The sequence below is a fragment of the Stieleria tagensis genome, assembly GCF_024129865.1.
Classification (GTDB): domain Bacteria; phylum Planctomycetota; class Planctomycetia; order Pirellulales; family Pirellulaceae; genus Stieleria; species Stieleria tagensis.
This window is the reverse complement of the sequence record NZ_JAMYFE010000112.1, coordinates 42,741-68,119: the sequence shown is the minus strand read 5'-3', so window position 1 is coordinate 68,119 and position 25,379 is coordinate 42,741. Positions and strand designations below refer to the sequence as shown.

Here is a 25,379-nt window from a genome sequence, read left to right as displayed (position 1 = left end):
TGACGCGTCGGGTTACCAAAAACCAATGCCCCACGCGAAAGCGTTGGCTTCAAAACTGACGCGTCGGGTTACTGCGTAAGTCCCGGTGCCAAGCCCCATTCTCGAACGCCAACGGAGGTTCGAAGTGCAAAAACGTTTCGACACCAAACACTGGCTGCGTTGGTTTGCCGGCCGCAATGAAAAATTGATGTTCACATTGGCCGTTGTGTATTTGGTCTGTGTGGCGTTCTTGGTCGTGATTTGGGTTGACGTTCCCAATCTGCAGGAGCGTGCGCGGAACATCATCCACCGCTCCGAAGCGGAACACACTCATTTGGTCGGTGGCGTCGACGTTCATTCCGACCGTGGCATCGACGACGTGGTGTTGGTCGTGATGGCTGGAGTGTGGTGTGTGGTCTGGGTCGAAGCGGGCATTCATTGGTGCACGCGCCCCTGGAACCGCGAAATGCGCCGACATCATCTGTACAGTCTGTTGTTCTGTCTTTGTCCGGCCTTGCGGATGTGCGCAAGAAGCCCCGAGATGAATGGGCGAATCTGGTTGCCGGGCATGGGCTGGCGACGTGGTGGTCGCCGCCTGCAGCGACAGCTGGAACGGCATTTCAGCGTGCCAATGATGATCATCGCGCTGTTGATCATGCCGATCCTGATCACCGAATTTTTCTTGAAAGACCAGGTCGCGGCTTACGGATGGCTGCGCATGTTGATGCACATCGGCACCGGAGTGATCTGGTTCGCGTTTGCCGCGGAGTTCATTTTGATGGTCTCGATTGCCGAAAAGAAACTCGATTATTGCAAAGAGCACTGGATCGATTTGGCGATCGTCATTCTTCCTCTGATCTGGTTCCTCCGCTCGCTCAGCCTGGCTCGCATGTTGCGAGTGGCCGACATGGTGCGGATCCAGCAGCTGACGAATGTTGCCCGCGCCTACCGATTGCGGGGCACCGCGCTCAAAGCGTTTCGGGTGTTGATCCTGTTCGATTTGACCGAGCGGATTTTACGCATCAGCGATGACCGCAAGATCGAAAAGCTAGAAACTGAACTGGCGGAACTCGACAAACGGTCTCGGTTCTTGCGGCAAAAGATCGCCAAACTCAAGTACAAGGAATCCGCAGCAACGGCACTAGATCCGGTGGCGGATCCACCGCCGAGCGATCAGGTAGAGGATGACTGCCGAAACGATCCCGCCGGTGTCAGCCAGAGCGTCTAACGGATCAGGATGTCGGCCGGGCGAAAAGAACTGGGTCAGTTCATCGATGACCGCGTAAATCATCAATCCGACGACGATCATGCCAAACCGGCGGACAGTCGCAGCGTGATCCGATCGCGGGGATTCGCTCACATAGCAGCACAGCAGGGCCAAACCGAAGAATGCCGAAAAATGCTTCACTTTGTCACTCACGTCCGGCACGATCTCAGCGCCAGCGGGCCAGTGTGTCCCCAGAAAAAGTGTGATCCAATACCCTACCAACGCGATGACGCCCAGTCGAAAGCCGAGTATCGTGATGCCTGTGATCGGGCGCATAAGTCCAGACTGGGTGTGACGCTTGAATCCGAATGAACCAACACAACTGCTGCGAGGAATACGCCCCGTGAATCGACTGACACGAAACGTCGCGACCAACCTGCTGATGATCGGTTGCTGGATCGCCATCGTACCGACCAGCCCGCTGAGCGCCGAACCGCCGCAACCGACGGCTGCGACTGAAACGCCCCAAACAAGCAACGACGATGCCACGACGCCATGGATCACGTTGGCGGACCACTGGACCGCCTGTCAATTTGGTGGCGACGGTGAGATCCAAATCAAAGACGGGGTGATCACGATGGAATACGGGGACCCGTTGACCGGCGTCAAGTGGGATGGACCATTTGTCGGTGATCCGGCCGCCAAGGCCGACCTGTCGAAGGACAAGAAACCCACCCCCAAAGCCCTGCCACGCGACAATTATGAACTGCGCTGGGAATGCCGTCGCGATCAAGGATTCGATTTCATGTGCGCGTTCACTTTTCCGGTTGGCAAGGACCACGTCAGTTTGGTGATGGGCGGCTGGGGCGGCGGCGTCACCGGGATCAGCAGTGTCGACGGGCGCGACGCCAGCGATAACGAAACGACGATGTTCAAAGCGTTTGAAAACGACACCTGGTACAAGGCACGGGTCCGCGTCGACAGCAAAAACATCACCGCCTGGATTGATGACACGGAACTGTTCGCACAACCACGCCAGGATCACACCTTTGACATCCGCTTCGAAATGGATCCTTGCACGCCCCTGGGGATCGCTAACTTCGAATCCACGTCCAAGATTCGCAACATTCAGATCCGCCCACTGGTCGCCGATAAAGTGGCCCCCGCGGACCAGGAATCGAAAAAGAGCGACGACAAGTGATCCCGCAACAGCAGATCGACGAACATTTTATGCAGCGAGCCTTGGAATTGGCCTATCAAGCTGCAACCGCGGATGAAGTGCCGGTCGGGGCATTGGTGGTGCGAAACCACCAGATCATTGCTGCCGCATCGAACCAGCGGGAAATGCTAAAAGACCCGACGGCTCATGCGGAGATGATTGCGATCACTCAGGCCGCCGCGGCGATGGGTGATTGGCGACTGGAGGAAACCACTCTGTATGTGACGCTGGAGCCCTGTCCGATGTGTGCCGGCGCGATCCTGCAGGCCCGTGTGCCGCGAGTCGTGTACGGGGCGAGCGATCACAAGGCCGGTGCGGTGTCGAGCTTGTTTCAGCTATTGAACGATTCGCGGCTGAACCACCGTAGCGAAGTCTGCGGCGGCGTGCTGGCCGAACCCTGTGGCCAAGTGTTGACCGAATTCTTTGCCAGCAAACGCGCCCTGGGCAAAAAGTAGCCGATTCTTCGTCCTGGCAAGCTGTAACGGTTTTAAAGATTCTCGGACATTTGCCACTTCTGGCGATAATCAGACTAAGCCTTTGCAACCGGCGTGTCCGATAAGACCGTCACGACCGAATTTCTGAGTCTTTGCGACACGCATTTTCGGTCATTGCACCCAACGCGGGCGGCCAGTGAAAACTGTTGACGGTTTTTGGCTGCCCATACGGACGACTTCATTAAGACGGTGGAACAGCGATGTCGGTACGGAAGCTGACGGCTAGGATTTGTGGATCCCTTGTGATGCTCTGTGGATTGGCTTCGGCCCATGCTCAGGATCACAACCCCCCGATTGCGGATCCGTTTCAGTTCGATCCCGACTTCCGTTGGTTCGAACCGATTTATGACATGGATTTGGCGGATATGAAGCCAAAGAAGCGAGCCAATACCGGTTGGTTCGCCACCTATGACCGATTGAACCTGTACGGTTCACGGCCAGAAATCGAAGGCAACCAGGACCTAGAGTCCGGGTTGGACAGCGGGTGGGGTCACCGATACGAAATCGGTTTCATGCTACCCGACGAAGACAGCGGATGGTTATTCAGCTGGCTGAACACCGGCGTCGGCGAGTTCTTCACCGTTCGCCGTGAACGGACCAACCGAGCCAACTTGGACGAACTCGATGGCGGGGCGACCAACCCGGCACCACCGTTCGGATTCGAAGCGATCCCCGGGGACGCCAACAACATCGGCTACAACCGTCGCTTTGTGGATGTCAAAGACAGTCTGAATGTGGTTGACTTTGATAGCTACGAACTGATGAAAACATGGCGTTTGGAACCCTACCACTATGGAGGGATTCTGGAACCGATGGCCGGTGTTCGCTGGTTCCGTATTGAAGACACCAATGTCTATCAAAACTTCATCAGCAGTCACGACGTGCCAATCAATGGCATCCCACCGCTGAGCGATGTTTACGGTGCCGACGCGGATCTGGTGACGACCGACCAGGCGTTCACAAAGAATGAAGCGTTCACCGGACAAGTCGGTTTCCGCTACACGAAGTTTCGCGATCGATTTACATTCTCGTCTGACTTCCGAGTCTTTGCCGGTGGCAACTGGCAATCGAGCCGATCCAACCGAACCGAAGAGTTCACCGTCTACGACGGCACACCCACAGCAATCGGTGACGAAGTGGACTTCATCAACTACAACGAAACCGACCCGGTTTACAAACGCAACGACGAGTTCTTCTTGGGCTTTGATGTCCGCGGGGAACTGGGTTACCAGCTGACCAAACAGATCTGTGTCCGTGGCGGTTTCCAACTGGTCGATGTGGCCCGCGGCCTGTGGCGTGGCGGTGACTCGGGGACATCGTTCCTACCCGGTGGCAGCACCGATCAAGACTTGCTGCTGGTCGGTGGGACATTCGGGATCACACTGAATCGCTAGACGATTCAAACGACATCGTGGTGCAAGAGAAAAGCCGCGGCGGAATCATTCCGTCGCGGCTTTTTTCGTTTGTTACGGAAACTGATCCGCGTGCTGTGTCTCGAGAGAGGTACTTAAGCCTTGTCAGCCAACTCTCGCAATTCCTCTAGCTCCTGGCTCAACCGATGCCGCAATGGGCTCTCGGGCCGGAGCTCTTCATCGAGGAGGTCCTCCGCTTTGTCAAAAATGGCTTCCCCACGGTTGGGGTCGCTAATCAACTTGCGGAACATCTCTTCGACGGTGGCTTCAGTAAGCAAAACGGTAACCTCGCAGCATAGTCGAGCGACAAAATTCGGCGGTGTGTTTGTCCCGATCAAACACTGCATGACCAACCGTGTGCCCTCGTACCTATCTACGATTCTAAATTCACTGACCATCCCTGCAAGGTCTAGGAGGGATTTCAACTCAGAAATCGGTAGCGTCCGCAGCGTTAGCGGTACCAACTGGCCAGGCGAGATTCCGACACGCCGGACCAGTGAGCCAGTTGAATGCCCCAATTCCGCAGCGTCTGACGCACAATCCCACGCTTCTGCCATCGCCGGGCGTCGACCTGGACCGTGTGATCAACCAGGATCGGCCAACAAATCCGCCGCAGCGATTGGGCCAATACAACGTCTTCCAACAACGGCAGCGGTTGAAACCCGCCCACCTGGTCGTACAGCTGTCGTGTGACAAACATCGCTTGATCTCCAAACGGCATCCCCCGATAGCGGATGCGGGAGGCATTGCCCCATTCCAACAAGCGAAAACCAAGGGCTGTGGCATCAATCCGCTGGCGGAATCCGCCCCACAACAAAAGCGACGGTGGAGAACCCACCGTTGTCTCCGACCCAGCGCACTGCCCCTGCTCGGCCGTGCCGCGCAAGCGGACGCAGCGACAGAGTTCGTTTAGGCAGCCGTCATCCAGGCGATTGTCAGCGTGCAGGAACAACAACATTGCTCCTGACGCAAACTGGGCGCCTTGGCGAAGCTGGGTCCCGCGACCGCGTTCGCTCTCAATCACCTTGGCCCCGGCCTGCTGAGCCAGTTGCCGTGTCGCGTCACGGCTGCCACCGTCACACACAATGACTTCTCCGGCACCGTTGGCCAGCGCCGATTGGATCGCAGCAGGCAGATTCGCAGCTTCGTCAATGGCCGGAATGATGACCGACACATCCACCGGCGTCATAGCGTTTCGACTTCACGCAATCGCATGTAAGCCAGCGGACCAAGCACGATCATCGGCATCCAAGCCGCCACCGGGGGTGACAGCAGATAGCCGGCCCCACCAAGTGCGCTGCCGGCGGTTTTTAAAATAAAGAACAGCATCACCATTCCGATCGCGGCCCCGATCATCGTGAACAGGTTGCGGCCACGTTGATTGATCACCAACGGCAACCCCAACAGGAACAATGAAAAATCGAGCGGCACACGCATGATTCGCTCGTGCAACAACATCGTCGTGGCCATCGAGTTGTGGACCGCAGGGTTGCGCAGTCGCTTGTACAGGTTCCAACTGCTGCAAAGGCGTGTCGACGATTGGTCGGTTTGCAGGATTTCCGCGTTGACCGGCGTTGCCACAAAACATTGCCCCGGTTTCACCCAGTCATGGTCCATGGACGTGGTCAGCACCAAGCGATCCGCGGTCCCGGTCGACGGGAGCTGGTCGATCTGCTCGGGAAACTCCACCTGCTGCATCAAATAGCCTTCGGCATGTTGGATGCTGGCGGGCAACCACTCGGCTGATTCAGCGACCAGCGCATCACCGAACCCCGGATAGTCGCCGTCGAGGCGAAAACTGGGGTGAACGATGACTTTGCTGCGGGGGCGAATCGATTCTCCCTCCAACAGGATGCCGCTGATCTTGTCGTAACTCGGCAGGATCGGCTGTGGCGCGTCACCGCTGAGATCTTTGCTTTTCAACGACAGCGCGTCACGCATGGATGGCAACAACAGTTCACGACTGGCTAATTGCACGAGCACCAACGCCAGGGCCGCCAGAATCATCGAACGAAAGATCCGCCCATGCGAAATCCCCGCCGACAGGGTCGCCGTCAGTTCGCCGGTCCGTCGCAACCAGCCGACAACAAACAGCAATGCCATCAAAGCGATGATGGCGCCGGTCCAGTCGAACAGCAGCAGCAGATAGGGGCCGTAATGTTCGAACATCACCAGAGAGATGCTGACACCGCGAGAATCGGCCAATTCCATCAAATCGCTCATGTTGGTGAACGCATGGAACACCACAACGATTCCTGACAGGGAGGCGAAACAGACCGCAAACGTGCGGAGAAAAAGAACCAGAATGTAGCGGTCGATCTGCGTCACAGGGCGTTGACCTTTCCGAACGGGTCGATCGAGTCGAGAGAGTTGGCGACGGGCAAAAACGTCGCCGCAGCATCCCAGCTGGTCGTCGCACAACGCAAGATCAAAGCCGTTTTATCGCTGCTCCCGATAGGTGGACCAACTGAGATAAACCAGGATTCCACCTAAAATCGCGAACGTGATATCCATCATCAAGCTTGCCGCACCCAGAATGGCGAAGTTCGAAAGCCCGAACAGCAGTGCAATCGCGTCTAGGACAAACAAACAGACGACCAGAATCGACGCGACAAGGCTGAAGAGACAAAGTGCCTTGGGCATCAATTAAACCTCGGAAACAAACGGGTGAACGGAAAATGGCGAGCGGCAAAGTCGGATCGCAGCCGGGAAAGGGCCGCAGTATAGTTACCAAGGGCGGTGTTTCCCAAGCCTACGCTATATCGCTAGTTTACCGTGATCGACTCTGGTCGGGCATTTGGTCAATTTTTCTGCAAATTCAGCTTAGAGGGGCGCCCCGCTAGTCCTAAATGGCCCATTCATTCGTTCAAACCATGACCACACCCGATTTGCAATCTGATCCCTGGCAGTGGTGGCGATCCCAGATGCCGGTGACCCAAAAGTGGGCTTATTTGGATCATGCGGCTGTCGGCCCCCTGTCCAATCCCGCTGCAGTGGCGCTGCAAACCTACGCAGACCAGGCCGCTCACGAGGGGGACACCGTGTGGCCACAGTGGGCCGCCCGGCTAGACGATCTGCGGACACGATTCGCACAACTGCTACAGGCCGAACGCGATGAAATCTGCCTGATTCCCAATACTTCGACCGGAATCAACCTGGTCGCCGAAGGATTTCCCTGGCAACCGGGCGACAATCTGATCGTTCCCGACGGTGAATTTCCGAGCAACCTGTACCCCTGGCAAAACCAGCAATCACGCGGCGTGCAGGTGCGTGTGGTCCCCCGCCGCGACGGTCGTGTGGTCGTCGACGACCTGATTGCCCAAATCGATGATTCAACGCGCATCATCGCGTTGTCTTGGGTCGGCTACGCCAGCGGATTCCGCGCCGATCTGGAATCTCTGGTCGCGCGGGCCCACGAATCTGACGTTTTGGTGTTTGTCGACGCCATCCAAGGATTGGGAATTTTTGATTTAGATCTGCGAAAAATAGATGTCGATTTTTTGGCCGCTGACGGTCACAAGTGGCTGCTAGGCCCCGAAGGCATGGGGGTGGCGATGATTCGCAAACGCCATCTACAGACGCTTCGCTGCGGCAACGTCGGTTGGAACAGCGTCCGCAACACGTTCAACTACGACCAACCACGGTTGGATTTGCGGCAGTCCGCCGTCCGTTTCGAACCCGGATCGGCAAACATGTCCGGCGCCGCGGCACTCGACGCGAGTTTGCAACTCTTCAGTGCCGTCCGCGAAGCCCATGGCCCGGACGCGATCGCCGATCGAGTCTTGGGGTTGGTCCAGGAAATGGCTGATCGGCTGGGTGAAATCGGAATTCAGACGCGAATGGATGCCCAGCCGGAACATCGATCGGGAATCGTGACCTTTGACGTCCCTGGACGCGAACCGGCGACGGTCCGGCAACACTTGATCGACCAGGGATGTGTGGTCAGCTGCCGAGGTGGTGGCATTCGCACCGGCGTCCACGCGTACAATAACAGCTCCGATCTGCAGCAATTGGTCGCTGCCGTCGCCTCGGTGCGCTAGTGGTTCCTGACCCCGTTTCCGATTAAACCATCAACGCCACTTCCCCCCCATTCCCGATTCGAGTTTCATGAGTGCAACCAACCAGGGCGCGCGAATAGCCGTTTACACCGGATCGTTTGACCCGATCACGCTGGGCCACATGCACATCATTGATCGCGCCAGTCGACTATTTGATTCACTGGTCATCGGGATCGGCATCAATGCGGACAAACGATCGCTGTTTTCACCGGACCAGCGTCGTGAACTGGTCCGCCAGGTGACGGGCAATCTGTCAAACATCAGTGTCGAATTCTTTGACGGATTGGCCGTCGACTTTGTTCGCTCGCTCGGCTCGCGCGTGATGGTTCGCGGCATCCGACCGCTAACGGACATCGCCGGCGAATTCACGATGATGATGGCCAATCGTCAACTCGACGAAGACATCGAGACCGTGTTTCTGATGGCCGACGAACGGTTCGGCCACGTCAGCAGTTCGCTGCTGAAACAAATTGCCAGCGTCAGTGATGATGATCAACAGTTGGCCAAGTTCGTGCCCCAACAAATCATTGCGCCCCTGCGCGAACAAATGCGCGCCGCAGCGGCCCAATCGTAGGCCCGGTGCAACCCTGGCGTGATCATTCGCTTTCCCAAAATTCCGAACGCAACTGACTGAGCAACTCAATCGCAGCGCCGATTTCCTGCTTCTGCCGCAGTGGGTCCTCGGGAATTTCTCGCTCGATCGTTAGCGGCCCGGTGTATCCGATCTCATGTAGCGTCTCAAGATACTTGCGCATGTTCACATCGCCTTCACCCAGCGGGACTTCAGCGCCCCAGGTCTCGCCCGGCTTCTTGCTCCAGGTTCCGTCTTTACAGTGCACGCTGCGTACATGGTGTGACAAACTGCGCAGGGCTTCGATCGGCTCGCCTGTCCCATACAGAATCATGTTGGCCGGATCAAAGTTAATCTTCAGGTTATCAGCGCCCACCGCCGCAATGAATTCCAGCAGCCCCTCGGCGGTTTCTTGGCCGGTTTCCAGATGCAGAAACTGGCCATTGGATTTGCAGTAGTCGCACAGTTTACAGGTCGCCGCAACAATCGGTTCGTAATGGGGGTCTTTGGTGTCGTGCGGAATGAATCCCAGGTGCAGGGCAACCGTGTCACATCCCAGCCACTTCGCAAAATCAGAAATTTGAAACATTTCGGCGAGCCGACTGGGGCGGGTCGCCGGCGGAACTAAGCCAATGGTTTCCGCCACCGTGGGAATGTCGGCATAACTCTCTCCCTCAAACCCACCAAACACGGCGGTGCAGCGGACGTTCATTTCGTCCAGCTGCTTTTTGAGTGCTTCCGCGTTCGCCTGATCACGCTTGGACGGGTGCGGTGCATGCAATTGGATCGTCGGTACACCGAGTTCCTTGATCACATCCCATTTCACGCCCAATCCCGCGTCGACCGACGCAAACACACCAATTGGCCAAATATCCATTTTCGATTGTCCATTCAAAGTAAGCGAGAAACCAAATCATTAGACGACATACTTGCGAAGAAAATTGAAGCTTTGCAGCAGCGCTCGCAATACATCGTCGTCGGACCCTTCGTAAGCACGATCTTCCACTTCCACACAAACCGGCCCGTTGTATCCGGTGTCGGTCAGCGCCGAAAAGAAATGCCCCCAATCGACATCGCCCAACCCCGGCAATTTAGGTGAGTGATATTCGTTAGGGTTGGCCAATATCCCGACACGATCGAGCCGCTGACGGTCGACACGCACGTCTTTGGCATGAATGTGAAAGAGTTTGTCGGCAAACTCTTTCAATGGTGCCAGATAATCCATCTGTTGGAACACCATGTGTGACGGGTCGTAATTCAATCCAAAATGGTCGCTGGGAATGTCGGCAAACATTCGCTGCCAAATGGCCGGCGAGTGAGCCAGGTTTTTACCGCCCGGCCATTCATCGTTGGTAAAAAACATGGGACAATTCTCGATTGCCACACGCACGTTGTGCTGTTCGGCGAACTCGATGATCGGTTTCCAGATCGAGAGGAATCGCGGCCAATTGTCGTCGACATTCTTGCTCCAATCGCGACCGATAAAGGTGGTCATGGTGCGAATGTCCAGTTGATCCGCGGCTTTGATGACGTTGCGAATTTGGCGAACCGCCTGCGCAGATTCATCTTCATTGGGCGACAGCGCGTTGGGGTAGTATCCGAGTCCGCTAATCGAGACGCCCGTTTCTTCCATCAACTCCCAAATCGAATCGACCGCCGCTTGATCCAACGATTCGGTGTCCAGATGCGTGATCCCGGCATAGCGCCGCGTGGCCTTGCCCGGCGGCCAGCACATCACTTCGACGCAGTCATAGCCGATGGTTGCCGCGGTTTTAAAAACCGTTTCTAAGTCAGCGTCGGGAAGGATCGCCGAAACGTAGCCCAATTGCATTTCAAATTTACTCGTCAAAGGTGGGATCGTTGACAGTGGGATCGGGGACAGTGCTGCCACTGCCATCCCATTGTGGCGCACGATAGTGGGTTGTCGCAGGCCGCACAGTGGCTTTGTTGGTCAACAAACGCAACTGATCGGCAGAATAGAGCTTCGTGACGACTCGTTCGACTCGCTGCAAGCGGTACAAGATACAGCCTTTGCGGCTGACGTAGTACATGCCCCATACCGACGCGACGAACCGTTCCCGTTCGAACCCCAATCCCGTCGTTTCGACCTGGTCACCGATGTCGATTCCGTCATCACGCACACTCAACCACATCGCCGGTCGCAACCGAAACCGAAACGATCCATAGCGATAGTGGTAGTAGGTGCCGTCAAATGACATCCGTTTCAGCACCCGTGGGCTGGGGATCAATCGCGTCGCAATGGGCACATCGTCCGGATGAATAAAACTTTGACCGTTTTCCGGCCAACGCAGAAAACATCCGTAATCCGGTAGCTGGGGCCATTGCATCATTGGTGACGTCTCGGTGGATCGACATCGGGAAAAACCTCGCCGCACTGTGATCACAATCCTAACCGAAACCGGACGCGAAAATTGTGATCCGAGTGGCTGACGCCGGGGTACAGATCTGATTTCATGGGCAGGGTGGCAACACGGGTACAATCTGATGCCACCAGCGTTCTCTAAAGACGCTGTCTCCTCCTTCGTTCCGCTCAACCACTGCTTGCTCTCTATGACTCAAACCAAGCCACCGCCTGCGGTCGGAATCGATCTTGGAACCACGTTTTCCGCAGTCGCGTATTTAAATGACACCGGCCGACCGGAAACGATCCGAAATTCAGAGGGCGATTTGACGACCCCCAGCGCTGTCTTTTTTGATCAACGGCGTCCGATCGTTGGGATCGAAGCGGTCGAAGCCGGCTTGCTGGAACCGGATCGGCTGGCGCTGTATGCCAAACGCGATGTCGGCGAAGCCTATTACGAAAAACAAATTCGTGGCAAGAATCTTCCCGCCGAAGTCATCCAGGCCTTGGTGCTGCGTAAATTGAAAGCCGACGCGGAACTGAAACTCGGGCCGATCAGTCAAGCGGTCATCACGGTCCCGGCGTTCTTCAACGAGCCCTGTCGAAAAGCCACACAAGACGCCGGACGATTGGCCGGGTTGGACGTGCTGGACATCATCAACGAACCCACCGCCGCGGCGATCACCTATGGCGTCGAGCAAGGGTTTCTAAGTGCCGACGGCAAGGACAGCGGGCGCGAAACCGTGCTGGTCTATGACTTGGGCGGTGGCACCTTTGATGTCACGGTGATGCAGATCGAAAACGGGCATTTCAATACCATCGCAACCGCCGGCGACGTTTACTTGGGTGGCATCGATTGGGACAACCGCATCGTCGATTTCATCGCCGAAGCGTTCCAGGCAGAGCACGGGGTGGATCCGCGTGAAGACCCGCAAGCGATGCAGGAACTCGTGCGCAAGGCCAACCAAACAAAACACGCGTTGACGCAACGCGACTCGGTGTCGGTCGCGTTTGCCCATGATGGGAAACGATTGCGCACCGAACTCGCACAACAGGAATTCGCCCAACGCTGCGACGACTTGGTGGAACGAACATTGATGACGGTTCAACTGGTACTGGACGATGCCGGTATCGGTTGGCCCGATTTAACCCGTCTGATCTTGGTCGGCGGTTCGACGCGGATGCCAATGGTTCGCGATGAACTGGAACGATTAAGTGGAATGGAATTGGATCGTTCACTGTCTCCTGACGAAGCAGTCAGTCATGGCGCGGCCTTGTATGCGGGCATGCTGTTGTCCGGTGGTGATTCCCAAGCCAACGGCATTTCTGTCAGCAACGTCAATTCGCATGATCTGGGGGTGCTCGCGGTCGACCCGGTCAGCGGCAAACCACGCCGACAAATCATGATCCCCCGCAACAGTCGATTGCCGGCACGAAAGAAGGTCCGTTTCCGCACGCATTCGGACAACCAAGCCAATGTCAAAATTGAGATCGTCGAAGGCGGTGATGATCGCGGCACCAATGCGACGAAGATTGGCAAATGTGTCGTCGATGACATTCCCCGCGGCACGCCCAAAGGCACTAACGTCGACGTCCGCTTCGACTACACCGCCGATGGACGATTGACGGTGCATGCCTCGCTGCCAGAAGTTGACCGCAAGATCAAAATGACACTCGATCGCGCCTCGGGTCTGAGCGAAGAAGACATCGAAATTTGGACCACGCGACTGAGCGAGGGCTTTAGTGATGCGATGTTGGCGGATTTGGCAGCCGCGGTTGTCGCCAGTAACGCGGTGGAGGACAACGACGACAATGCTTCCCAAGCGACAAGCGAGCAGCCTGATTTCTCACCCGCCGACGCCGTCAAACCCGCGGCCGAAACGATCCAACAGCCGTCCACAAAAACACCCCAGGTGGCTGCCCCCCAGGCCATCGATTCACAGCCCAAAACGCAATCGCCTGCGGCCACCCGCACGCCCGATCCGGCCGCCGCGTCCGCCAAACCGGTGCCATCGAATCCCAAACCGAGCGACGACCAGCCGGACTTTGCCGCCATTTTAAACCCCGGTGGCAGCGAGAAAAAAACGGCGCCCGTCGTGCTACCCGATGTGCTGGGAACCGCTGCCGGCAGCGGAGCGAATCAAATCAAAGAAAAACCCCAATTGAAACTGGATCCGAAAGATTCAGCGCCCGCGGTCAAAGCCGACTCAAACGATCTGGCGATGCTGGCAGCCCTAGGTGGTTCCACAGCGAAACCCGCTCCGTCGTCTGCTGACATCCCGATGATCGTGACGGATTCGCCAGCCAAACCCACGGCGGGAAACAAATCCGAACCCCAAAAACAAACCAGCGACAAGAAGCAAGGCGGTTTTTTCAGTCGCAAAAAGAAGTAGGCTGACATTCCTTTTACATTGTTTTGATCCCAATCAGACCATTGAACCGGCTAATCATCGTTTACTGAAGTAGCTACTTGCACGTTGTTGCAAGACGATGTTTTGATTGGGCTTTCACACGACAAAGGGAATGGAACAATGTTCGTTAATGAATTGAAATCAGCCTCCAGGTGGTTTGCCACCGGACTGTTGGTCGCTTGCACTTGGGGCACAGCGTTGCCGACTGCGACCGCCGAACAACTGGTGTTGGATGTTGGTGCCTCGAATCCGACGATGTTGGCCGACGAGAAACAAACCAACTTCATCCGCATTTCACTGACCGGGTTTGACGTTCCCGAATCGCAATCACGACCGCCGGTTAACACCGCCATCGTGATCGATCAGAGCGGTTCGATGGGCGGACACAAAATCGATCAAGCACGTAACGCTGCGATCGAAGCCGTCCGCCGATTGAAAGACGATGACATCGTTTCCATCGTCTTGTATTCCGATTCCGCGACCGTGTTGGTCCCGGCCACCAAAGCAACGGATCGTGAATCGATCATCGAAAAAATCCAGTCGGTCAAAGCCGGTGGCAGCACGGCGTTGTTCGCGGGTGTCAGCAAGGGCGCCGCAGAGGTGCGAAAGTTTCTCGACAGTGATTCTGTCAATCGCGTGATCCTGCTCTCTGATGGACAAGCCAATGTCGGCCCCAAAAGCCCACGTGAGCTGGAACAGTTGGGGGCGTCACTGGTCAAAGAGGGAATCAGTGTCAGCACACTCGGCTTAGGGCTGGGCTATAACGAAGACCTGATGAGTCGATTGGCGGCAGCCGGCAGCGGCAATCACCTGTTTGTCAAACAAGCCGCTGATTTGGTGGCCGTTTTCCAACAGGAATTCAATGATTTGATGAGTGTGGTTGCCACTGATTTCGAGATTCATGCCAAAATCGGCGAAGGCATTCGGCCGGTTCGTGTGCTGAACACCAAAGCCGATATCAGTGGTCAAGACATCTACATTCCACTGGCGCAGTTGTATGCACGCCAACAACGTTACTTTGTGATCGAAGTCGAAGTGGATCCGGGTCAGTCGGGCAGCAAACGCGCCATGGCGGATGTGACGATTTCGTATCAGAACATGCTTAGCAAGACCACGGACAAACTCTCCAGCAACATCGAAGTCCGATTCAGTGACGATGCGAAACTGGTCGAGAAGAATCGCGACAAAGAGACCTATGCGTTTTGTGCGATCCAGATTGCCAATGAAAAAAATGTTCGCGCCACGGCTCTGCGTGATGCCGGCAAAGTCAAAGAAGCGCAGGATCTACTGCGTGCCAACTGTGAAACGTTGGAAAAGGTAGAATCGGACTACGGTGTCTGGTTGGATGTTGAACTGGTCAAGGAAGTCAAACGAAATGCGTTGCTCAACCGTGACCAATCGCTGATCATCCAAGACCCCACGAAATGGAATTACTCGCGGAAAGCGATGCGGTATGAGCAGACAAACAACGCTGCTCAGCAACAGTATCGCGTAGACGCACCCGAAACCGCCAAGAGTAAGTAGCTTTCGCGCGATGCCACGACGTTTGTTCCTCGCACTCCTCTTGCTGGTTGCTGCACCGCTGGTGTTGTTGGGCTGGATGAGTGCGAGTGCGGTGAAAGAAAATCAGTCGGCGGCAAAAGAAAATTTGACCACGCTGCTCTCTTCGCAACTGTTTGACGCCGACCGATTGGTCGTCGAATTATTTGCAGACTATGCCAGGCAATTGGACGCCGCACTGGAATCTCCAACGCCCCTACTGGAAACATTGCGACAAATACGGCGTGAGCAACCGATCGTGCGACAAGGGATTTTTGTCAATCCCGACGGCTTGTTACTGTATCCGTTGGCAGACGACTTGCACGGTGCCGACGCAGCCGAAGTCGAAGCCGCTCTGCCGGCAATGATCGATGCCCGCCCGTTGTCCACAGGCGATTCTGATTCGCAACCCGCTTCCAGCGGTAAACTGTCCCGCGGCAAGCTTGCCCCAACGGCGGCGTTGACCGCTCAGTCCGCCTGGCAACAGTGGTACATGGGCGATGGCGCCCAGGTCATCTACTGGCGTTTCTCTCCAAACGGCGGTTCGGTCGGCATTCTGCTGCAACGCAGTCGTTGGATGGCCGATTTGATCGCCGCACTTCCCGATGACTCCAGCAGTGCGGCCGCGCTGGACAATCAACGTTCTGATGCAAGTGATCGGCCATCGCCAGGGGAAACGATTTCAAACACGCCGATCGGTAGCATTGCATTGCTCGACGAAGCCAAACGAGTGATCTATCGCTGGGGCGATCTGAAAAACGCTCAGTCGCAACCATTGGCGGACACTGAACTTTCAACTCCGCTTGCGAGTTGGCATTTTCAATTGAAAGTGGACGAGTCCCTGTTGCCCCAGGCCACGATGATTCCATTGATCCTATCACTCACGGGAATCGGTTTGCTGGTACTGGCGGTCGGCGCGTACGTGTTGACCTCGGTCGGTCGACAAATCGCCAGCGCCAAAAGTCGGGTGAGTTTTGCCGGTCAAGTCTCTCATGAATTGCGAACCCCGCTGACCAATATTCGGCTGTACACAGAACTAGCCGAATCCGATTTAGAACAGTTGGATGATGGAGAGGCGCGGCGTTCCTTGGCCAAACGTCTGCAGGTCATCGATCACGAAAGCCGGCGATTGCAACGATTGGTTTCCGGTGTACTGGAAATGATTCGCCCCAGTGGAAAGCGGGTTGGTGTTCGCAAACAACCCACCGACCTGGCGGATTTGATCCAGGGGATTACAGCGCAATTTGAACCCAGTTTTGTCGCTGCCGGTCTGTCACTTGAATCCAGCTGCCAATGTCACGACCTGGTTGCGGTCGATCCCGACGTGATCGAATTGGTACTGGTTAATTTGCTTAGCAATGTCGAAAAATATGTTCCGCGAGGCGGTCACTGCTCGATCCAATGCACCGTATTGCCGTCCACTGATCGAACGAGTGATCAACTGCGAATCTTGGTCCAAGACGACGGACCGGGGATCGGGGCGCTGCATCGCGAGAAAGTGTTTCGCCCCTTCGAACGGCTGGACGATTCAATCCAGGCCCCCAGTGGCACGGGAATCGGATTGACGATCGCCCGCCGCGCCGCAAGGCGACACGACGGCAGTCTGGTGCTGTTACCAAAATCGGACAAAAGCGGTGCCGCGTTTGAACTGACGCTGCCGTTGGATCCACTCCACTTGCCAACAGCTGGTTAGATGCCGCATCAAATCCTGGTCGCCGAAGACGATCCCAACACACGATCCGCGTTAGCCGAAGTGCTGCGAGGGGAGGGCTATGCGGTCACCGAAGCCGCCGATGGCCGACAAGCCAAAGAATTATTCGATTCCGAAATGCCGGACATCGCCTGTCTGGATGTGATGATGCCAGGAATCAGTGGATACGACCTGTGCAAGTATTTCCGCAGTCAATCGCCGACCATGCCAATACTGTTCATCACCGCCAAAGCCGAAGAGATCGATAAAGTCGTCGGATTGGAACTGGGCGGAGACGATTACATCGTCAAACCGTTTGGAACCAAAGAAGTGATCGCGCGAATCCGTGCCGTTGCCCGACGCAGTTTGGGCGATTCGGCAATGCCACCGGTGACCCCACTGGGCGACGCTCCGTTTACGATGGCGGACTTGGAAGTCATCCCGCGTGAGTTGCGGGTGCGGCGCGGCGGTGAAACCATTTCACTGACGCGCCGTGAAGTGTTGATTCTCCAGACCCTATCGGCACGACCGGGCGAAGTGGTCACCAGAGCCGACCTGTTTCGATCGGCTTGGGAAGATGACCACGTGCCCAATAGTCGAACCATCGACCAAACGATCAGCCAACTTAGAAAACGAATCGAATCAGATCCCAAACAACCTCGCGTGATCCAAACCGTCTACGGCGTCGGCTATCGATTCGAATCGAGCGACCCGACGTAAAGCCAACAGCACGCCGCCCGATCTGATTTCTTACTCAGGTAGACGAGCGGTTTGGATTTTTGGGAAAGCTCCGGTTAAGCCTTCCTTCATAAACGCGACCACATCGGCCTGTTCTTGGTCCGTCAGATTCAGTGGCTTCATTTTGTCGCTTAGCCACTGGTTTGGATGGCCGCCCTTGTTGTACCACGCGACGACTTCTTCCAACGTGGCTTGGCTACCGTCATGCATGAATGGCGCCGACAAAGCGACGTTGCGCAAGGTCGGCGTCTTGAACGCACCTTTGTCTTTTTCTTCGCCGGTGACTTCGAAACGTCCAAGGTCGGGTTGTTCGACATCCATTGCGACGCCCAAGTTATGGTACTGTTCGTCAGTGAAATTGGCACCCGCGTGGCAGGCGGCGCAGTTGGCCTTAGTATCAAAGAGTTTCATCCCGCGTTTGGCCGATTCGCTCATCGGATTGGCCGCGATTGCCGATTTCAGAGCGTCGTATTGTTCTTTCAACTCGGGATCTTCATCCAAGTACTCCAAGTCGTCGGCGTAAACCGTTTCGAATCGATCCAGATCACTTTGGAAATCAAACGGCGCCGGACCGGTCACCAATGCCCGCTCGAACGCGGCCAGCGCTTTGCCAACATTGTCAATTGTCACGCCATCGTCAAAGACCTTGGCGAATTCGGCTCGATAGATAGGGTGTTTGTCCAAATCGGCGACACATTGTTCGTGTGTGTTGCCCATTTCGATCGCATTGGCCACCGGACCCACGGCTTGTTCTTCCAGCGATGCGGCGCGACCGTCCCAGAACTGTGCTTGGCTGATGATGCGGTTGTAGGAAACCGGCGAGTTACGATTTCCTTGTTGTCCACGCACGCCCACACCAAACTGAGTTTGCGCGCCATAGCCCTGTGCGGGGTCGTGACAGGAGGCACAGGAGATGGTGCTGTCGTTAGACAATCGCGTGTCAAAATACAGTTGGCGTCCGAGTTCAATTTTGGCTCGCGTCAACGGATTGTCGGCGGGAATAAAAATGTTGCCTTTGGCGCCGTCGATTCCTTTGGGCAGTGTGACTGACAGTTCGGCGTGTCGCGCCGGGTCAGACATCCACTGCATGGCTTGTTCCATCGTCAATTTGCCTTCGCCCGGAATGCCCGCCAACAAGGATTCGTCACTGCCCAGCGTGACCGTTTCCGGTGTGCCGTTGGCAGGGGAATCAGATGCCGGTTCGGAAGCAAGCCCCGATGCGAAACTGAACGAAAGAATCAGCCCCGAAGTGACAAAATGGGTGATGGTTCGCGACCGGAATCGACTTCGACTAGACATAGTGAAAGGGGCCTTTGGGAGGGGTGGGAAAGTGGCGGGAAAGTGAGGTGAGGCGATCAACTGTCAACAGACTTTAGTTCAGCGGCAAAATGGGTTGGCTAGTGGTGGCAAGGAATTTTACGATTTTGCGCCCCGTGACGCTCATCGGCAATGCATCGAGTTCCTGCAGCGACACCCAACGCCAGGGGGCACTGATCTGGCCCGGCCCGACTGCGTCCGGTTTGCTAAGACTGGCTTGATGGACATGAAGTGAGATTCGGTATTTTGTGACCGCGTGCCGCAATGTTTTTAGTCGCACACCGGGTTGAACATCCGCATCGATTTGTGAAGACAACCACTGCGCCGCAGCATCCACCGAATCGGTTGCCACCTCGGTCGGTCGTGGAAAATCCCACAGCCCCGCCCAGCGACCGCCGTCGGGCAGTGGTCGCGCCAAGTAGGTCGTCACGCCGCGCTGGCGACGGCTGAGCAACAAGGCAAACTCGGTCCGGTCTTCATAAACGACACGTTTGATTTTCCCCGGAATCTCCGCCTGTAAACCCAGCTCCGCGGCCTTGCAATGAGCCAACACGGGACAGTTGTCACAATCGGGATTTTTGGGGGTGCAAACCAGCGCCCCCAATTCCATCGCCGCTTGGTTGAACTGACCGCTGTGTTGGCGCGGCAACATGGCGGCGGCAAATTCCCACAACAGGGCGTTGGCTGCTTTGTCGGCCGGCGGCACACGCAAGCCGATCCATCGGCTGTAGACACGCTGGGTATTGCCTTCCAAGACCGGCAATTTGGCATCGTTGGAAATCGACAACACCGCGCCAGCCGTGTAGCGCCCCACACCGGGCAGACTCAACACGTCGTCGTAATCCAGTGGAAAGACGCCGTCGTGATGCAGCATGATCATTTTGGCCGCGGCATGCATCGATCGAACGCGGCGGTAATAGCCCAAGCCCTCCCAATGACGCATCAAATTCGCTTCATCGGCAGTCGCCAGATCCGCAATGGTCGGGAACGATTCCATCCAGCGCTCAAAATACGGCAACACGGTCGCAACCTGTGTCTGTTGCAACATGATCTCACTGACCCAGACACGATACGGTTGCGGATCGCTGCGCCATGGCATCTCGCGAGCATGCGTCGAAAACCATTTCAGCAATTTGCGCCGCAAATCACTGCGCCAGCGAGCCCCACGCCAATCCGGGTGGTGCGGTGGGTCCACGTCCGACGCGGTGTTGGATCGGCTTTGGGCCGATGAACGTTGCGTCATAGATCTTCGAGTTTGCCCAGCTTGGCCGACGTATCGAGCACTTGGCTTTCCCGGCGAAAGCGGATCGCAATTTCATCGCCGGGAACATGGGTGCTGATCTGTCGCTGCAGATCATCAAAGCGACGGATTTTCACGTCGTCGATCTGGATGATGACGTCACCGGATTGCAATCCCGCTAACGCCGCGCCGCTGTCGGGCCGAACCTCGTTGACCTGGCAATAATCTTCCAGCGTGGTCGTGCAAACCACGCCCAAGAACCCGCCCAAACGATGTGTGATTTCCAATCCCGGCAACTGGACTCGCAACCGTTCGACCCGATCGGCGGTGACGCCGGTTCCCATCAAGTACAGTGATTCACGCAATCGGACTTTCACCAGCGCATCCAGTAGCGTGTCGTTCAAACGCACATATCGCAATTCCATTTCATTGATCTGCTTTCGCTGCTGTAGCGACTCGATCATCGGCACCGTCAATTCACAGTCGACCAGTACCAGAGTCGTCAAATCGGGCATCTTGACGATCGCTTGAAACACGTCGGGTGTTGCAGCGGCGCCATCAACCACCACGAATGAGATGTCCCCCAGCCAACGGAACCAAGCCAGGGAATCGACATTGCCGTCCCATTGGTCGTCGATCCGTGCGATCGGGCGCTCGCGGCTGCGAGACCCAAAAGCGACGATTTCTGTGCCCAGATAAACACCGGCAGCGGCCAACTGGACTCGTGCTTCGCGGCCACGTGATTCGGCAAACGAAGTCAGCGTGGATTGGGCCAACGTGGCTTTGGAGCCAAAACTGGATTCGGCGATTGACTCCAGAGCCGCCAAAGCACCATCGGTCTTCCAGGGCTGCTCCTGGGCAGCGATCTTGGCGAGAATCGAAATCGCGCTCTGCGTGATCTCCAAATCTCCCTGCTGCAGAGCCTTGCGTAAAATCGGCACCGCCGCCTGGCCGCCGGCGACCAAATGTCGCTGCGCCGATTCGCGGCGCAGATATCGCTCATGTGAAAGCTGTTCGGCCCAATAGTCCAACGTCCGCTCTTCACGCGGCGTGCGAGTGGGAGCGGTGGCCGTGGGCGGTTGGGATTGGGCATCACCCACCGCCAGCAGAGACAGTGTCAACCAGAACGTCAACCAATATGTCACAGCGATGCGGCGGGCATACGCAGAGTTCGAGGTGGAATCAAAGATGCCAGCGAGCCTGCTTGTTGCCATCGATTTTCAGCCGATACACCAGCGATCGTTGAACCATTCGACGCGGTCGGCGCGGCGTGGGTTGTACTTGGTCGCTGGATTGAATTTGTGCGTTTTCAAAAACGACATGAACGCTTTGCCGGGGACTTCCGCGTGCTGGGCGATGATGTCGACATGCTCGCTTTCAGGTTTCCAATCGTACAGGATCTTGTTGTCCGATTCGAATTTTTCGTCCAGGTACTCGATGTTGGCCGAGCTACAGACCACGAAATCGCAATCACGTTTGCACAAGAAGTTCAGCAACTTTGACGAGAGCGCGCGGGTCTCTTCCAAGTTTCCATCGCATGTCGCCGAGGCGATGTTCCAAATGCTGACGAAACTGTGCTCGTCTTGGTCGTCCTCGGAGATTTTGAAATCAATTCCTTCGGCGTCGGCGGCTGCCATGCTGAAAAGCCTTCTTCGGTGTGTAAGGGGAGTCGTTTATCGGATCATTCTAGCCGGTCCGGAGCGTTTCGCACAGAGTCCGCTCGGGCGTGTGACCGGACGTGTCATCGGCATCGCGATGATTCAGCCAACCCGGTGAGACATCGCTTGCCGGGAAACCTGATTGGACTGTTTCGCCGGAGTTTTCTGCCATGACCCAAATGATGCTTTTCGATTCGCCCACCACATTGGTCTCCAACAGCCCCACACCACTGGTTAGCAGCCCCCCGCTGACTGGCGCCCCGGTGGTCAGCCCCATCGCCGCGGCCACTCCGGCGGCAAACCCGATGAATGACGGCGAACCCCAACGAATGGGGGACCTGGCCCGCCTGGTCCTACTCCGCTACCAGCTGGTCGCCAAACGCCGGGAAGAAATCGCCGCGCGGCGTGCCAACGGGACTTTGGCAAAGAACAACAGCGGCATCTGAACCGGCACGCGCTCGGTGTTGGCAAGCGAAAAACCACCTGCACCCACACGCCCGAAATGATCAGAAACCAGCGAATTCGCGCCATCATTCATCGTGACCAGTCAGTGGGTTGGCCGATCAATCCGAGGGACAGAAATCCGTTGACAGTGGGGACGGTCGAAAAAAACAGAGAATAAAATGCTAGCATTCGTTATGCTTGCATGGAGGCAGCCTTCTTTGTGGGAACCAGCATTGTCGAATTGTAATGGCAGACCAGCAATTTTTCTCGTTCATGGATGCCGCCGGCCGCGCCAGCAGTGTCCCCCGCGATAAACGGGCCAGCAGTGGCCGGGACCAGGTCGCCACCGTAGCCGAACCGGCAATCACGCCTGCCAGTGTCCCCAGCCCTGACAGTGCCCCCAGCCCTGACAGTGCCCCCAGCCCTGACAGTGTCCCCAGTCACGCTCCCGCGCGCCCACCGGATCGTGCAGCGGTACTCAAAACGCTGCGTTCCCAAGTCGGCTGTGTCAGTCTAGCGCGGCGCGGCGATGGAGCGAATTTTTCGACCGGCTGTGCAGCGATCGACAGCTGGCTACCCGGCGGCGGATTACACCGGGCGACTCTGACCGACTGGATCGCCGCCCACGACAGCGCCGCGGCGGGAACGTTGGCGATGCTCTCTGCCGCCCACCGACTGCGTCAAGTTCCCGATCGCCCGCTGGTGATCGTCGATTGTGACGGCTCATTTTATCCCCCGTCCGCCGTCGCATTGGGTGTGCCTAGCGAGCGCATGATTGTGCTGCGGCCTCGCGGTGGTGCCGATGCGATCTGGGCGATCGACCAATCCTTGCGATCCGGTGCCACCGCAGCGGTGTGGGCGACATTACCGATGCGGGTCGACGACCGCGACGCGCGGCGATTGCAATTGGCTGCCGAAACCGGCCGTACGCCGGGGTTGTTGGTGCGTGGTTTTCATGCCCGCGGCAAACCCAGTTTCTCGGAAGTCCAATTTTATGTGGCGGATAAAAAACGTTCGGCTGGTAACCGCATGTCCGAACGCAGCCACCGGCAAACCACGGCCAGCGATTCGAAAGCTAGCGATTTTGAAACCCACTTGGTCACTCTGGATCGTGTCCGCGGTGGAATCGTGGGACGACAGATTGAAATCCAGATCGACGATTCGGCGACCATTCGCCCGTTGACCTCCACTACCACACGCCCCTCGAAAACATCGCGGCATGAAACGGCTGCTAAGCATCTGGCTTCGCAACTGGCCAATCCAACGACGACGAAACGACCGCAACGATCGGTCGCTTCCTAGTTCCGCGCCGGTCATTTTGTGGAGCAACGATCCGCGCCGCGGCCGGTTGGTGGTTGCCTGCTGCCCGCTGGCGAGTCAGTTGGGCGTACGGGTCGGCATCGCGATCGCCCAAGCCACCGAATTGGTGACTTCCCAAATCCGCCGCGCTGCCACAAACGACAGCCTGCCACCGGTCGTCTGCGAACATGATCCGGTGGCCGATTCGGTAGCGTTGGATCAATTGGCCGCCAACCTACAATCTGAACTCAGTCCGCTGGTCGCGATCGAAACCCTGGGCAAACGGCGTTGGGCGGGGCAGGTGCTGTTGGAACCGGACACCTTGTTTTGCGATCTGTCCGGCGTGACCCATTTGTTTGACGGCGAACCCGGCATCTTGGCCGCCGCGCGTCGCTGTTTACAAACGTTCGGTTGGGAGGGCCAACTGGCAATCGCCGACAACGCCGCCGCGGCGTGGGCGTTGGCTCACTACAACCACTCCGCAAACTTCATTTCGAACGATTTAATCGCTGACATCCAACCACTTTCGGTCAATGGGTTGCGAATCGAAACGGAAACCAAACACACACTCGATCGATTGGGGATCGATACGATCGGCGGCCTGCTGCGTCTACCGCGCGGTGGGCTGGCACAGCGACTCGGCGACGGGATCGTCCGGCGTCTCGCCGAAGTGCTGGGTGAAGTCGACGTTCCGTTGCGGTTCTACCATGCCGAACAACAGCACCAATCCATCACGACGTTGGAGTATCCGACGGATGATTTGTCGATCATTGCTGATCGCGTCAATCGTTTGACCGCAACAGTCATCGCCAGTCTGAGCGCCAGTCGACGCGGGGCGCTCAGACTGGTCTGCCATCTCGGACTTGCCGACCAAACAAGACGTAAAACCGTGGTCGGTCTGTTTGCCCCGACACTGGATCAAAAACACATCCAAGGGCTGATCCAGTCGGGCATCGAATCGTTGTCGCTGGCATCGCCGATCTGCAAAATCGGACTGACGGTGCTGCAGAGCGCAACGCTTCAAACCCAGCAACAGTCGCTGTTCGCATCGTCGCAGGCCAACGAAGACGAAGCCGATGCCTGGGGACAAGATTCGGCATCCAAGCAATCGCTGGGACGGCTGATCGATACCCTGTCAGGCCGACTGGGAAGTGACGCCGTGCTGGGGATTCGATTGAGTGACAATCCACTGCCCGAACGTGCCTATCGAACCTATTGCTTGACCGATCACCAGACCCGCAAAGCACTCAAACGGTTGCCATCGAAACAGCGTCGTGTCCATCGCACTGCCGACGACGACCGGGCATCAAGTCGGCATTTCTATTCCGCGCCCACACGCCACGACACTCGCAGACGTCCGATGAAATTGCTGCGCAGCCCGCTGCCGCTGCGCCCCATCCCGGCCTCCAACAGCACCGCCTCTGGACGACAAAACACCGCCTCCCTTCAAGACCGACTGCCGTCGTTCGAACTCAGCGGTCGCCTGCACCGAATCGTTTATTATTGGGGTCCCGAACGAATCGAAACCGGTTGGTGGGACGGTCCCTCGGTCCGTCGCGATTACTACCGCGTGGAAACCGACAGCGGGCACCTGTGGTGGATCTTTCGTGATTTGGCAACGGACGGCAAGTGGTTTTTGCACGGCCGATTCTCCTAACGATCGGCGGAACCATCCGTGCCCGAGTGGTGCATCAAAGCCTAAGTTTTGTGTTTGACGCATCACGAACCCCGCCTGCCCGCT

26 protein-coding genes are annotated in these 25,379 nt (G+C 56.8%); 13 read left to right on the top strand and 13 right to left on the bottom strand.

Going from position 1 to position 25,379, the window contains the following annotated elements:
• Nucleotides 1-124: 124 nt before the first annotated feature.
• Complete coding sequence (locus NHH03_RS24110; protein WP_253160559.1) at nucleotides 125-1,207, top strand: potassium channel protein; 1,083 nt, start codon at nucleotides 125-127, stop codon at nucleotides 1,205-1,207.
• On the opposite strand, the gene NHH03_RS24105 is transcribed toward NHH03_RS24110, so the two are convergent.
• Complete coding sequence (locus NHH03_RS24105) at nucleotides 1,121-1,522, bottom strand: VanZ family protein (RefSeq protein ID WP_253160557.1); 402 nt, start codon at nucleotides 1,520-1,522, stop codon at nucleotides 1,121-1,123. The genes NHH03_RS24110 and NHH03_RS24105 overlap by 87 nt on opposite strands.
• 67 nt (nucleotides 1,523-1,589) lie before the next feature.
• Between NHH03_RS24105 and NHH03_RS24100 the strand changes: the two genes are divergently transcribed.
• The 3 genes from NHH03_RS24100 (at nucleotide 1,590) to NHH03_RS24090 (ending at nucleotide 4,293) form a co-directional block, all read left to right on the top strand.
• Nucleotides 1,590-2,387, top strand: a complete 798-nt coding sequence (locus NHH03_RS24100; protein ID WP_253160555.1) for a DUF1080 domain-containing protein — start codon at nucleotides 1,590-1,592, stop codon at nucleotides 2,385-2,387.
• Nucleotides 2,384-2,860 (top strand): tRNA adenosine(34) deaminase TadA, encoded by a 477-nt coding sequence (tadA, locus tag NHH03_RS24095; protein ID WP_315861485.1) that lies wholly within the window; start codon nucleotides 2,384-2,386, stop codon nucleotides 2,858-2,860. Before NHH03_RS24100 ends, tadA begins: the two co-directional genes overlap by 4 nt.
• A gap of 284 nt (nucleotides 2,861-3,144) precedes the next feature.
• Nucleotides 3,145-4,293: a hypothetical protein gene (locus NHH03_RS24090; RefSeq protein WP_253160554.1), complete on the top strand. Its 1,149-nt coding sequence runs from the start codon at nucleotides 3,145-3,147 to the stop codon at nucleotides 4,291-4,293.
• A gap of 113 nt (nucleotides 4,294-4,406) precedes the next feature.
• On the opposite strand, the gene NHH03_RS24085 is transcribed toward NHH03_RS24090, so the two are convergent.
• From NHH03_RS24085 to NHH03_RS24070, 4 genes are all read right to left on the bottom strand, one after another.
• Complete coding sequence (locus tag NHH03_RS24085; RefSeq protein WP_253160552.1) at nucleotides 4,407-4,589, bottom strand: hypothetical protein; 183 nt, start codon at nucleotides 4,587-4,589, stop codon at nucleotides 4,407-4,409.
• Between the two features lie 173 nt (nucleotides 4,590-4,762).
• Entirely contained in the window at nucleotides 4,763-5,500 is a 738-nt protein-coding gene (locus NHH03_RS24080; protein ID WP_253160550.1) for a TIGR04283 family arsenosugar biosynthesis glycosyltransferase, read from the bottom strand.
• Nucleotides 5,497-6,639, bottom strand: a complete 1,143-nt coding sequence (locus NHH03_RS24075; protein WP_253160548.1) for an LptF/LptG family permease — start codon at nucleotides 6,637-6,639, stop codon at nucleotides 5,497-5,499. Before NHH03_RS24075 ends, NHH03_RS24080 begins: the two co-directional genes overlap by 4 nt.
• Before the next feature lie 111 nt (nucleotides 6,640-6,750).
• Nucleotides 6,751-6,954: a hypothetical protein gene (locus NHH03_RS24070; protein ID WP_253160546.1), complete on the bottom strand. Its 204-nt coding sequence runs from the start codon at nucleotides 6,952-6,954 to the stop codon at nucleotides 6,751-6,753.
• A 206-nt stretch (nucleotides 6,955-7,160) separates the two neighbouring features.
• On the opposite strand from NHH03_RS24070, the gene NHH03_RS24065 reads away from it, so the two are divergent.
• Nucleotides 7,161-8,351, top strand: a complete 1,191-nt coding sequence (locus NHH03_RS24065; protein ID WP_253160544.1) for an aminotransferase class V-fold PLP-dependent enzyme — start codon at nucleotides 7,161-7,163, stop codon at nucleotides 8,349-8,351.
• 67 nt (nucleotides 8,352-8,418) lie between these two features.
• Nucleotides 8,419-8,943 carry a pantetheine-phosphate adenylyltransferase gene (gene coaD / locus NHH03_RS24060; protein WP_253160543.1) on the top strand — a complete coding sequence of 175 codons (525 nt, stop codon included), beginning with the start codon at nucleotides 8,419-8,421 and terminating at the stop codon, nucleotides 8,941-8,943.
• Between the two features lie 22 nt (nucleotides 8,944-8,965).
• Here the strand turns inward: coaD and NHH03_RS24055 are convergent, their stop codons facing one another.
• From NHH03_RS24055 to NHH03_RS24045, 3 genes are read right to left on the bottom strand one after another with little or no spacing between them, the layout of a single operon-like run.
• Nucleotides 8,966-9,817, bottom strand: a complete 852-nt coding sequence (locus NHH03_RS24055) for a sugar phosphate isomerase/epimerase family protein (RefSeq protein WP_253160541.1) — start codon at nucleotides 9,815-9,817, stop codon at nucleotides 8,966-8,968.
• Between the two features lie 39 nt (nucleotides 9,818-9,856).
• A complete protein-coding gene (locus NHH03_RS24050) occupies nucleotides 9,857-10,789 on the bottom strand; it encodes a sugar phosphate isomerase/epimerase family protein (protein WP_253160539.1) in 933 nt (310 codons plus the stop codon).
• Nucleotides 10,779-11,288 carry a hypothetical protein gene (locus NHH03_RS24045; RefSeq protein ID WP_390895622.1) on the bottom strand — a complete coding sequence of 170 codons (510 nt, stop codon included), beginning with the start codon at nucleotides 11,286-11,288 and terminating at the stop codon, nucleotides 10,779-10,781. The genes NHH03_RS24050 and NHH03_RS24045 overlap by 11 nt, the downstream gene beginning before the upstream one ends.
• A 223-nt stretch (nucleotides 11,289-11,511) precedes the next feature.
• On the opposite strand from NHH03_RS24045, the gene NHH03_RS24040 reads away from it, so the two are divergent.
• The 4 genes from NHH03_RS24040 to NHH03_RS24025 all read left to right on the top strand — a co-directional run bounded on the left by NHH03_RS24040 (nucleotide 11,512) and on the right by NHH03_RS24025 (nucleotide 17,662).
• Nucleotides 11,512-13,695 (top strand): Hsp70 family protein, encoded by a 2,184-nt coding sequence (locus tag NHH03_RS24040; protein ID WP_253160535.1) that lies wholly within the window; start codon nucleotides 11,512-11,514, stop codon nucleotides 13,693-13,695.
• A 138-nt stretch (nucleotides 13,696-13,833) separates the two neighbouring features.
• Nucleotides 13,834-15,237, top strand: coding sequence for a vWA domain-containing protein (locus NHH03_RS24035; protein ID WP_253160533.1), 1,404 nt, complete (start codon nucleotides 13,834-13,836; stop codon nucleotides 15,235-15,237).
• A 10-nt stretch (nucleotides 15,238-15,247) separates the two neighbouring features.
• Entirely contained in the window at nucleotides 15,248-16,945 is a 1,698-nt protein-coding gene (locus tag NHH03_RS24030) for a sensor histidine kinase (RefSeq protein ID WP_253160531.1), read from the top strand.
• Entirely contained in the window at nucleotides 16,946-17,662 is a 717-nt protein-coding gene (locus tag NHH03_RS24025; RefSeq protein WP_253160529.1) for a response regulator transcription factor, read from the top strand.
• A gap of 30 nt (nucleotides 17,663-17,692) precedes the next feature.
• Here NHH03_RS24025 and NHH03_RS24020 read toward each other — a convergent pair whose 3' ends face one another.
• From NHH03_RS24020 to NHH03_RS24000, 5 genes are all read right to left on the bottom strand, one after another.
• Entirely contained in the window at nucleotides 17,693-18,979 is a 1,287-nt protein-coding gene (locus NHH03_RS24020) for a cytochrome-c peroxidase (RefSeq protein ID WP_253160527.1), read from the bottom strand.
• 73 nt (nucleotides 18,980-19,052) lie between these two features.
• Nucleotides 19,053-20,240 carry an A/G-specific adenine glycosylase gene (gene mutY, locus NHH03_RS24015; protein WP_253160525.1) on the bottom strand — a complete coding sequence of 396 codons (1,188 nt, stop codon included), beginning with the start codon at nucleotides 20,238-20,240 and terminating at the stop codon, nucleotides 19,053-19,055.
• A complete protein-coding gene (locus tag NHH03_RS24010) occupies nucleotides 20,237-21,451 on the bottom strand; it encodes a PDZ domain-containing protein (protein ID WP_253160523.1) in 1,215 nt (404 codons plus the stop codon). Before NHH03_RS24010 ends, mutY begins: the two co-directional genes overlap by 4 nt.
• A 6-nt stretch (nucleotides 21,452-21,457) precedes the next feature.
• Complete coding sequence (locus tag NHH03_RS24005) at nucleotides 21,458-21,874, bottom strand: hypothetical protein (RefSeq protein ID WP_253160521.1); 417 nt, start codon at nucleotides 21,872-21,874, stop codon at nucleotides 21,458-21,460.
• A 49-nt stretch (nucleotides 21,875-21,923) separates the two neighbouring features.
• Entirely contained in the window at nucleotides 21,924-22,067 is a 144-nt protein-coding gene (locus NHH03_RS24000; protein WP_253160520.1) for a hypothetical protein, read from the bottom strand.
• Between the two features lie 7 nt (nucleotides 22,068-22,074).
• On the opposite strand from NHH03_RS24000, the gene NHH03_RS23995 reads away from it, so the two are divergent.
• From NHH03_RS23995 to NHH03_RS23985, 3 genes are all read left to right on the top strand, one after another.
• Entirely contained in the window at nucleotides 22,075-22,341 is a 267-nt protein-coding gene (locus NHH03_RS23995) for a hypothetical protein (RefSeq protein ID WP_253160518.1), read from the top strand.
• 244 nt (nucleotides 22,342-22,585) lie between these two features.
• Nucleotides 22,586-23,641: an ImuA family protein gene (locus NHH03_RS23990; protein ID WP_253160516.1), complete on the top strand. Its 1,056-nt coding sequence runs from the start codon at nucleotides 22,586-22,588 to the stop codon at nucleotides 23,639-23,641.
• Nucleotides 23,559-25,295, top strand: a complete 1,737-nt coding sequence (locus tag NHH03_RS23985; RefSeq protein WP_253160514.1) for a Y-family DNA polymerase — start codon at nucleotides 23,559-23,561, stop codon at nucleotides 25,293-25,295. The genes NHH03_RS23990 and NHH03_RS23985 overlap by 83 nt, the downstream gene beginning before the upstream one ends.
• Nucleotides 25,296-25,379 lie beyond the last annotated feature (84 nt).

Coding starts and splice junctions, on each gene's coding strand:
- NHH03_RS24105 (WP_253160557.1), bottom strand. CDS start 1,522: ATGCGCCCGATCACAGGCATCACGATACTCGGCTTTCGACTGGGCGTC.
- NHH03_RS24090 (WP_253160554.1), top strand. CDS start 3,145: ATGCTCTGTGGATTGGCTTCGGCCCATGCTCAGGATCACAACCCCCCG.
- NHH03_RS24080 (WP_253160550.1), bottom strand. CDS start 5,500: ATGACGCCGGTGGATGTGTCGGTCATCATTCCGGCCATTGACGAAGCT.
- NHH03_RS24070 (WP_253160546.1), bottom strand. CDS start 6,954: ATGCCCAAGGCACTTTGTCTCTTCAGCCTTGTCGCGTCGATTCTGGTC.
- NHH03_RS24065 (WP_253160544.1), top strand. CDS start 7,161: ATGGCCCATTCATTCGTTCAAACCATGACCACACCCGATTTGCAATCT.
- coaD (WP_253160543.1), top strand. CDS start 8,419: ATGAGTGCAACCAACCAGGGCGCGCGAATAGCCGTTTACACCGGATCG.
- NHH03_RS24055 (WP_253160541.1), bottom strand. CDS start 9,817: ATGGATATTTGGCCAATTGGTGTGTTTGCGTCGGTCGACGCGGGATTG.
- NHH03_RS24045 (WP_390895622.1), bottom strand. CDS start 11,288: ATGCAATGGCCCCAGCTACCGGATTACGGATGTTTTCTGCGTTGGCCG.
- NHH03_RS24040 (WP_253160535.1), top strand. CDS start 11,512: ATGACTCAAACCAAGCCACCGCCTGCGGTCGGAATCGATCTTGGAACC.
- NHH03_RS24035 (WP_253160533.1), top strand. CDS start 13,834: ATGTTCGTTAATGAATTGAAATCAGCCTCCAGGTGGTTTGCCACCGGA.
- NHH03_RS24030 (WP_253160531.1), top strand. CDS start 15,248: ATGCCACGACGTTTGTTCCTCGCACTCCTCTTGCTGGTTGCTGCACCG.
- NHH03_RS24025 (WP_253160529.1), top strand. CDS start 16,946: ATGCCGCATCAAATCCTGGTCGCCGAAGACGATCCCAACACACGATCC.
- NHH03_RS24020 (WP_253160527.1), bottom strand. CDS start 18,979: ATGTCTAGTCGAAGTCGATTCCGGTCGCGAACCATCACCCATTTTGTC.
- mutY (WP_253160525.1), bottom strand. CDS start 20,240: ATGACGCAACGTTCATCGGCCCAAAGCCGATCCAACACCGCGTCGGAC.
- NHH03_RS24010 (WP_253160523.1), bottom strand. CDS start 21,451: ATGGCAACAAGCAGGCTCGCTGGCATCTTTGATTCCACCTCGAACTCT.
- NHH03_RS24005 (WP_253160521.1), bottom strand. CDS start 21,874: ATGGCAGCCGCCGACGCCGAAGGAATTGATTTCAAAATCTCCGAGGAC.
- NHH03_RS24000 (WP_253160520.1), bottom strand. CDS start 22,067: ATGGCAGAAAACTCCGGCGAAACAGTCCAATCAGGTTTCCCGGCAAGC.
- NHH03_RS23995 (WP_253160518.1), top strand. CDS start 22,075: ATGATGCTTTTCGATTCGCCCACCACATTGGTCTCCAACAGCCCCACA.
- NHH03_RS23990 (WP_253160516.1), top strand. CDS start 22,586: ATGGCAGACCAGCAATTTTTCTCGTTCATGGATGCCGCCGGCCGCGCC.
- NHH03_RS23985 (WP_253160514.1), top strand. CDS start 23,559: ATGAAACGGCTGCTAAGCATCTGGCTTCGCAACTGGCCAATCCAACGA.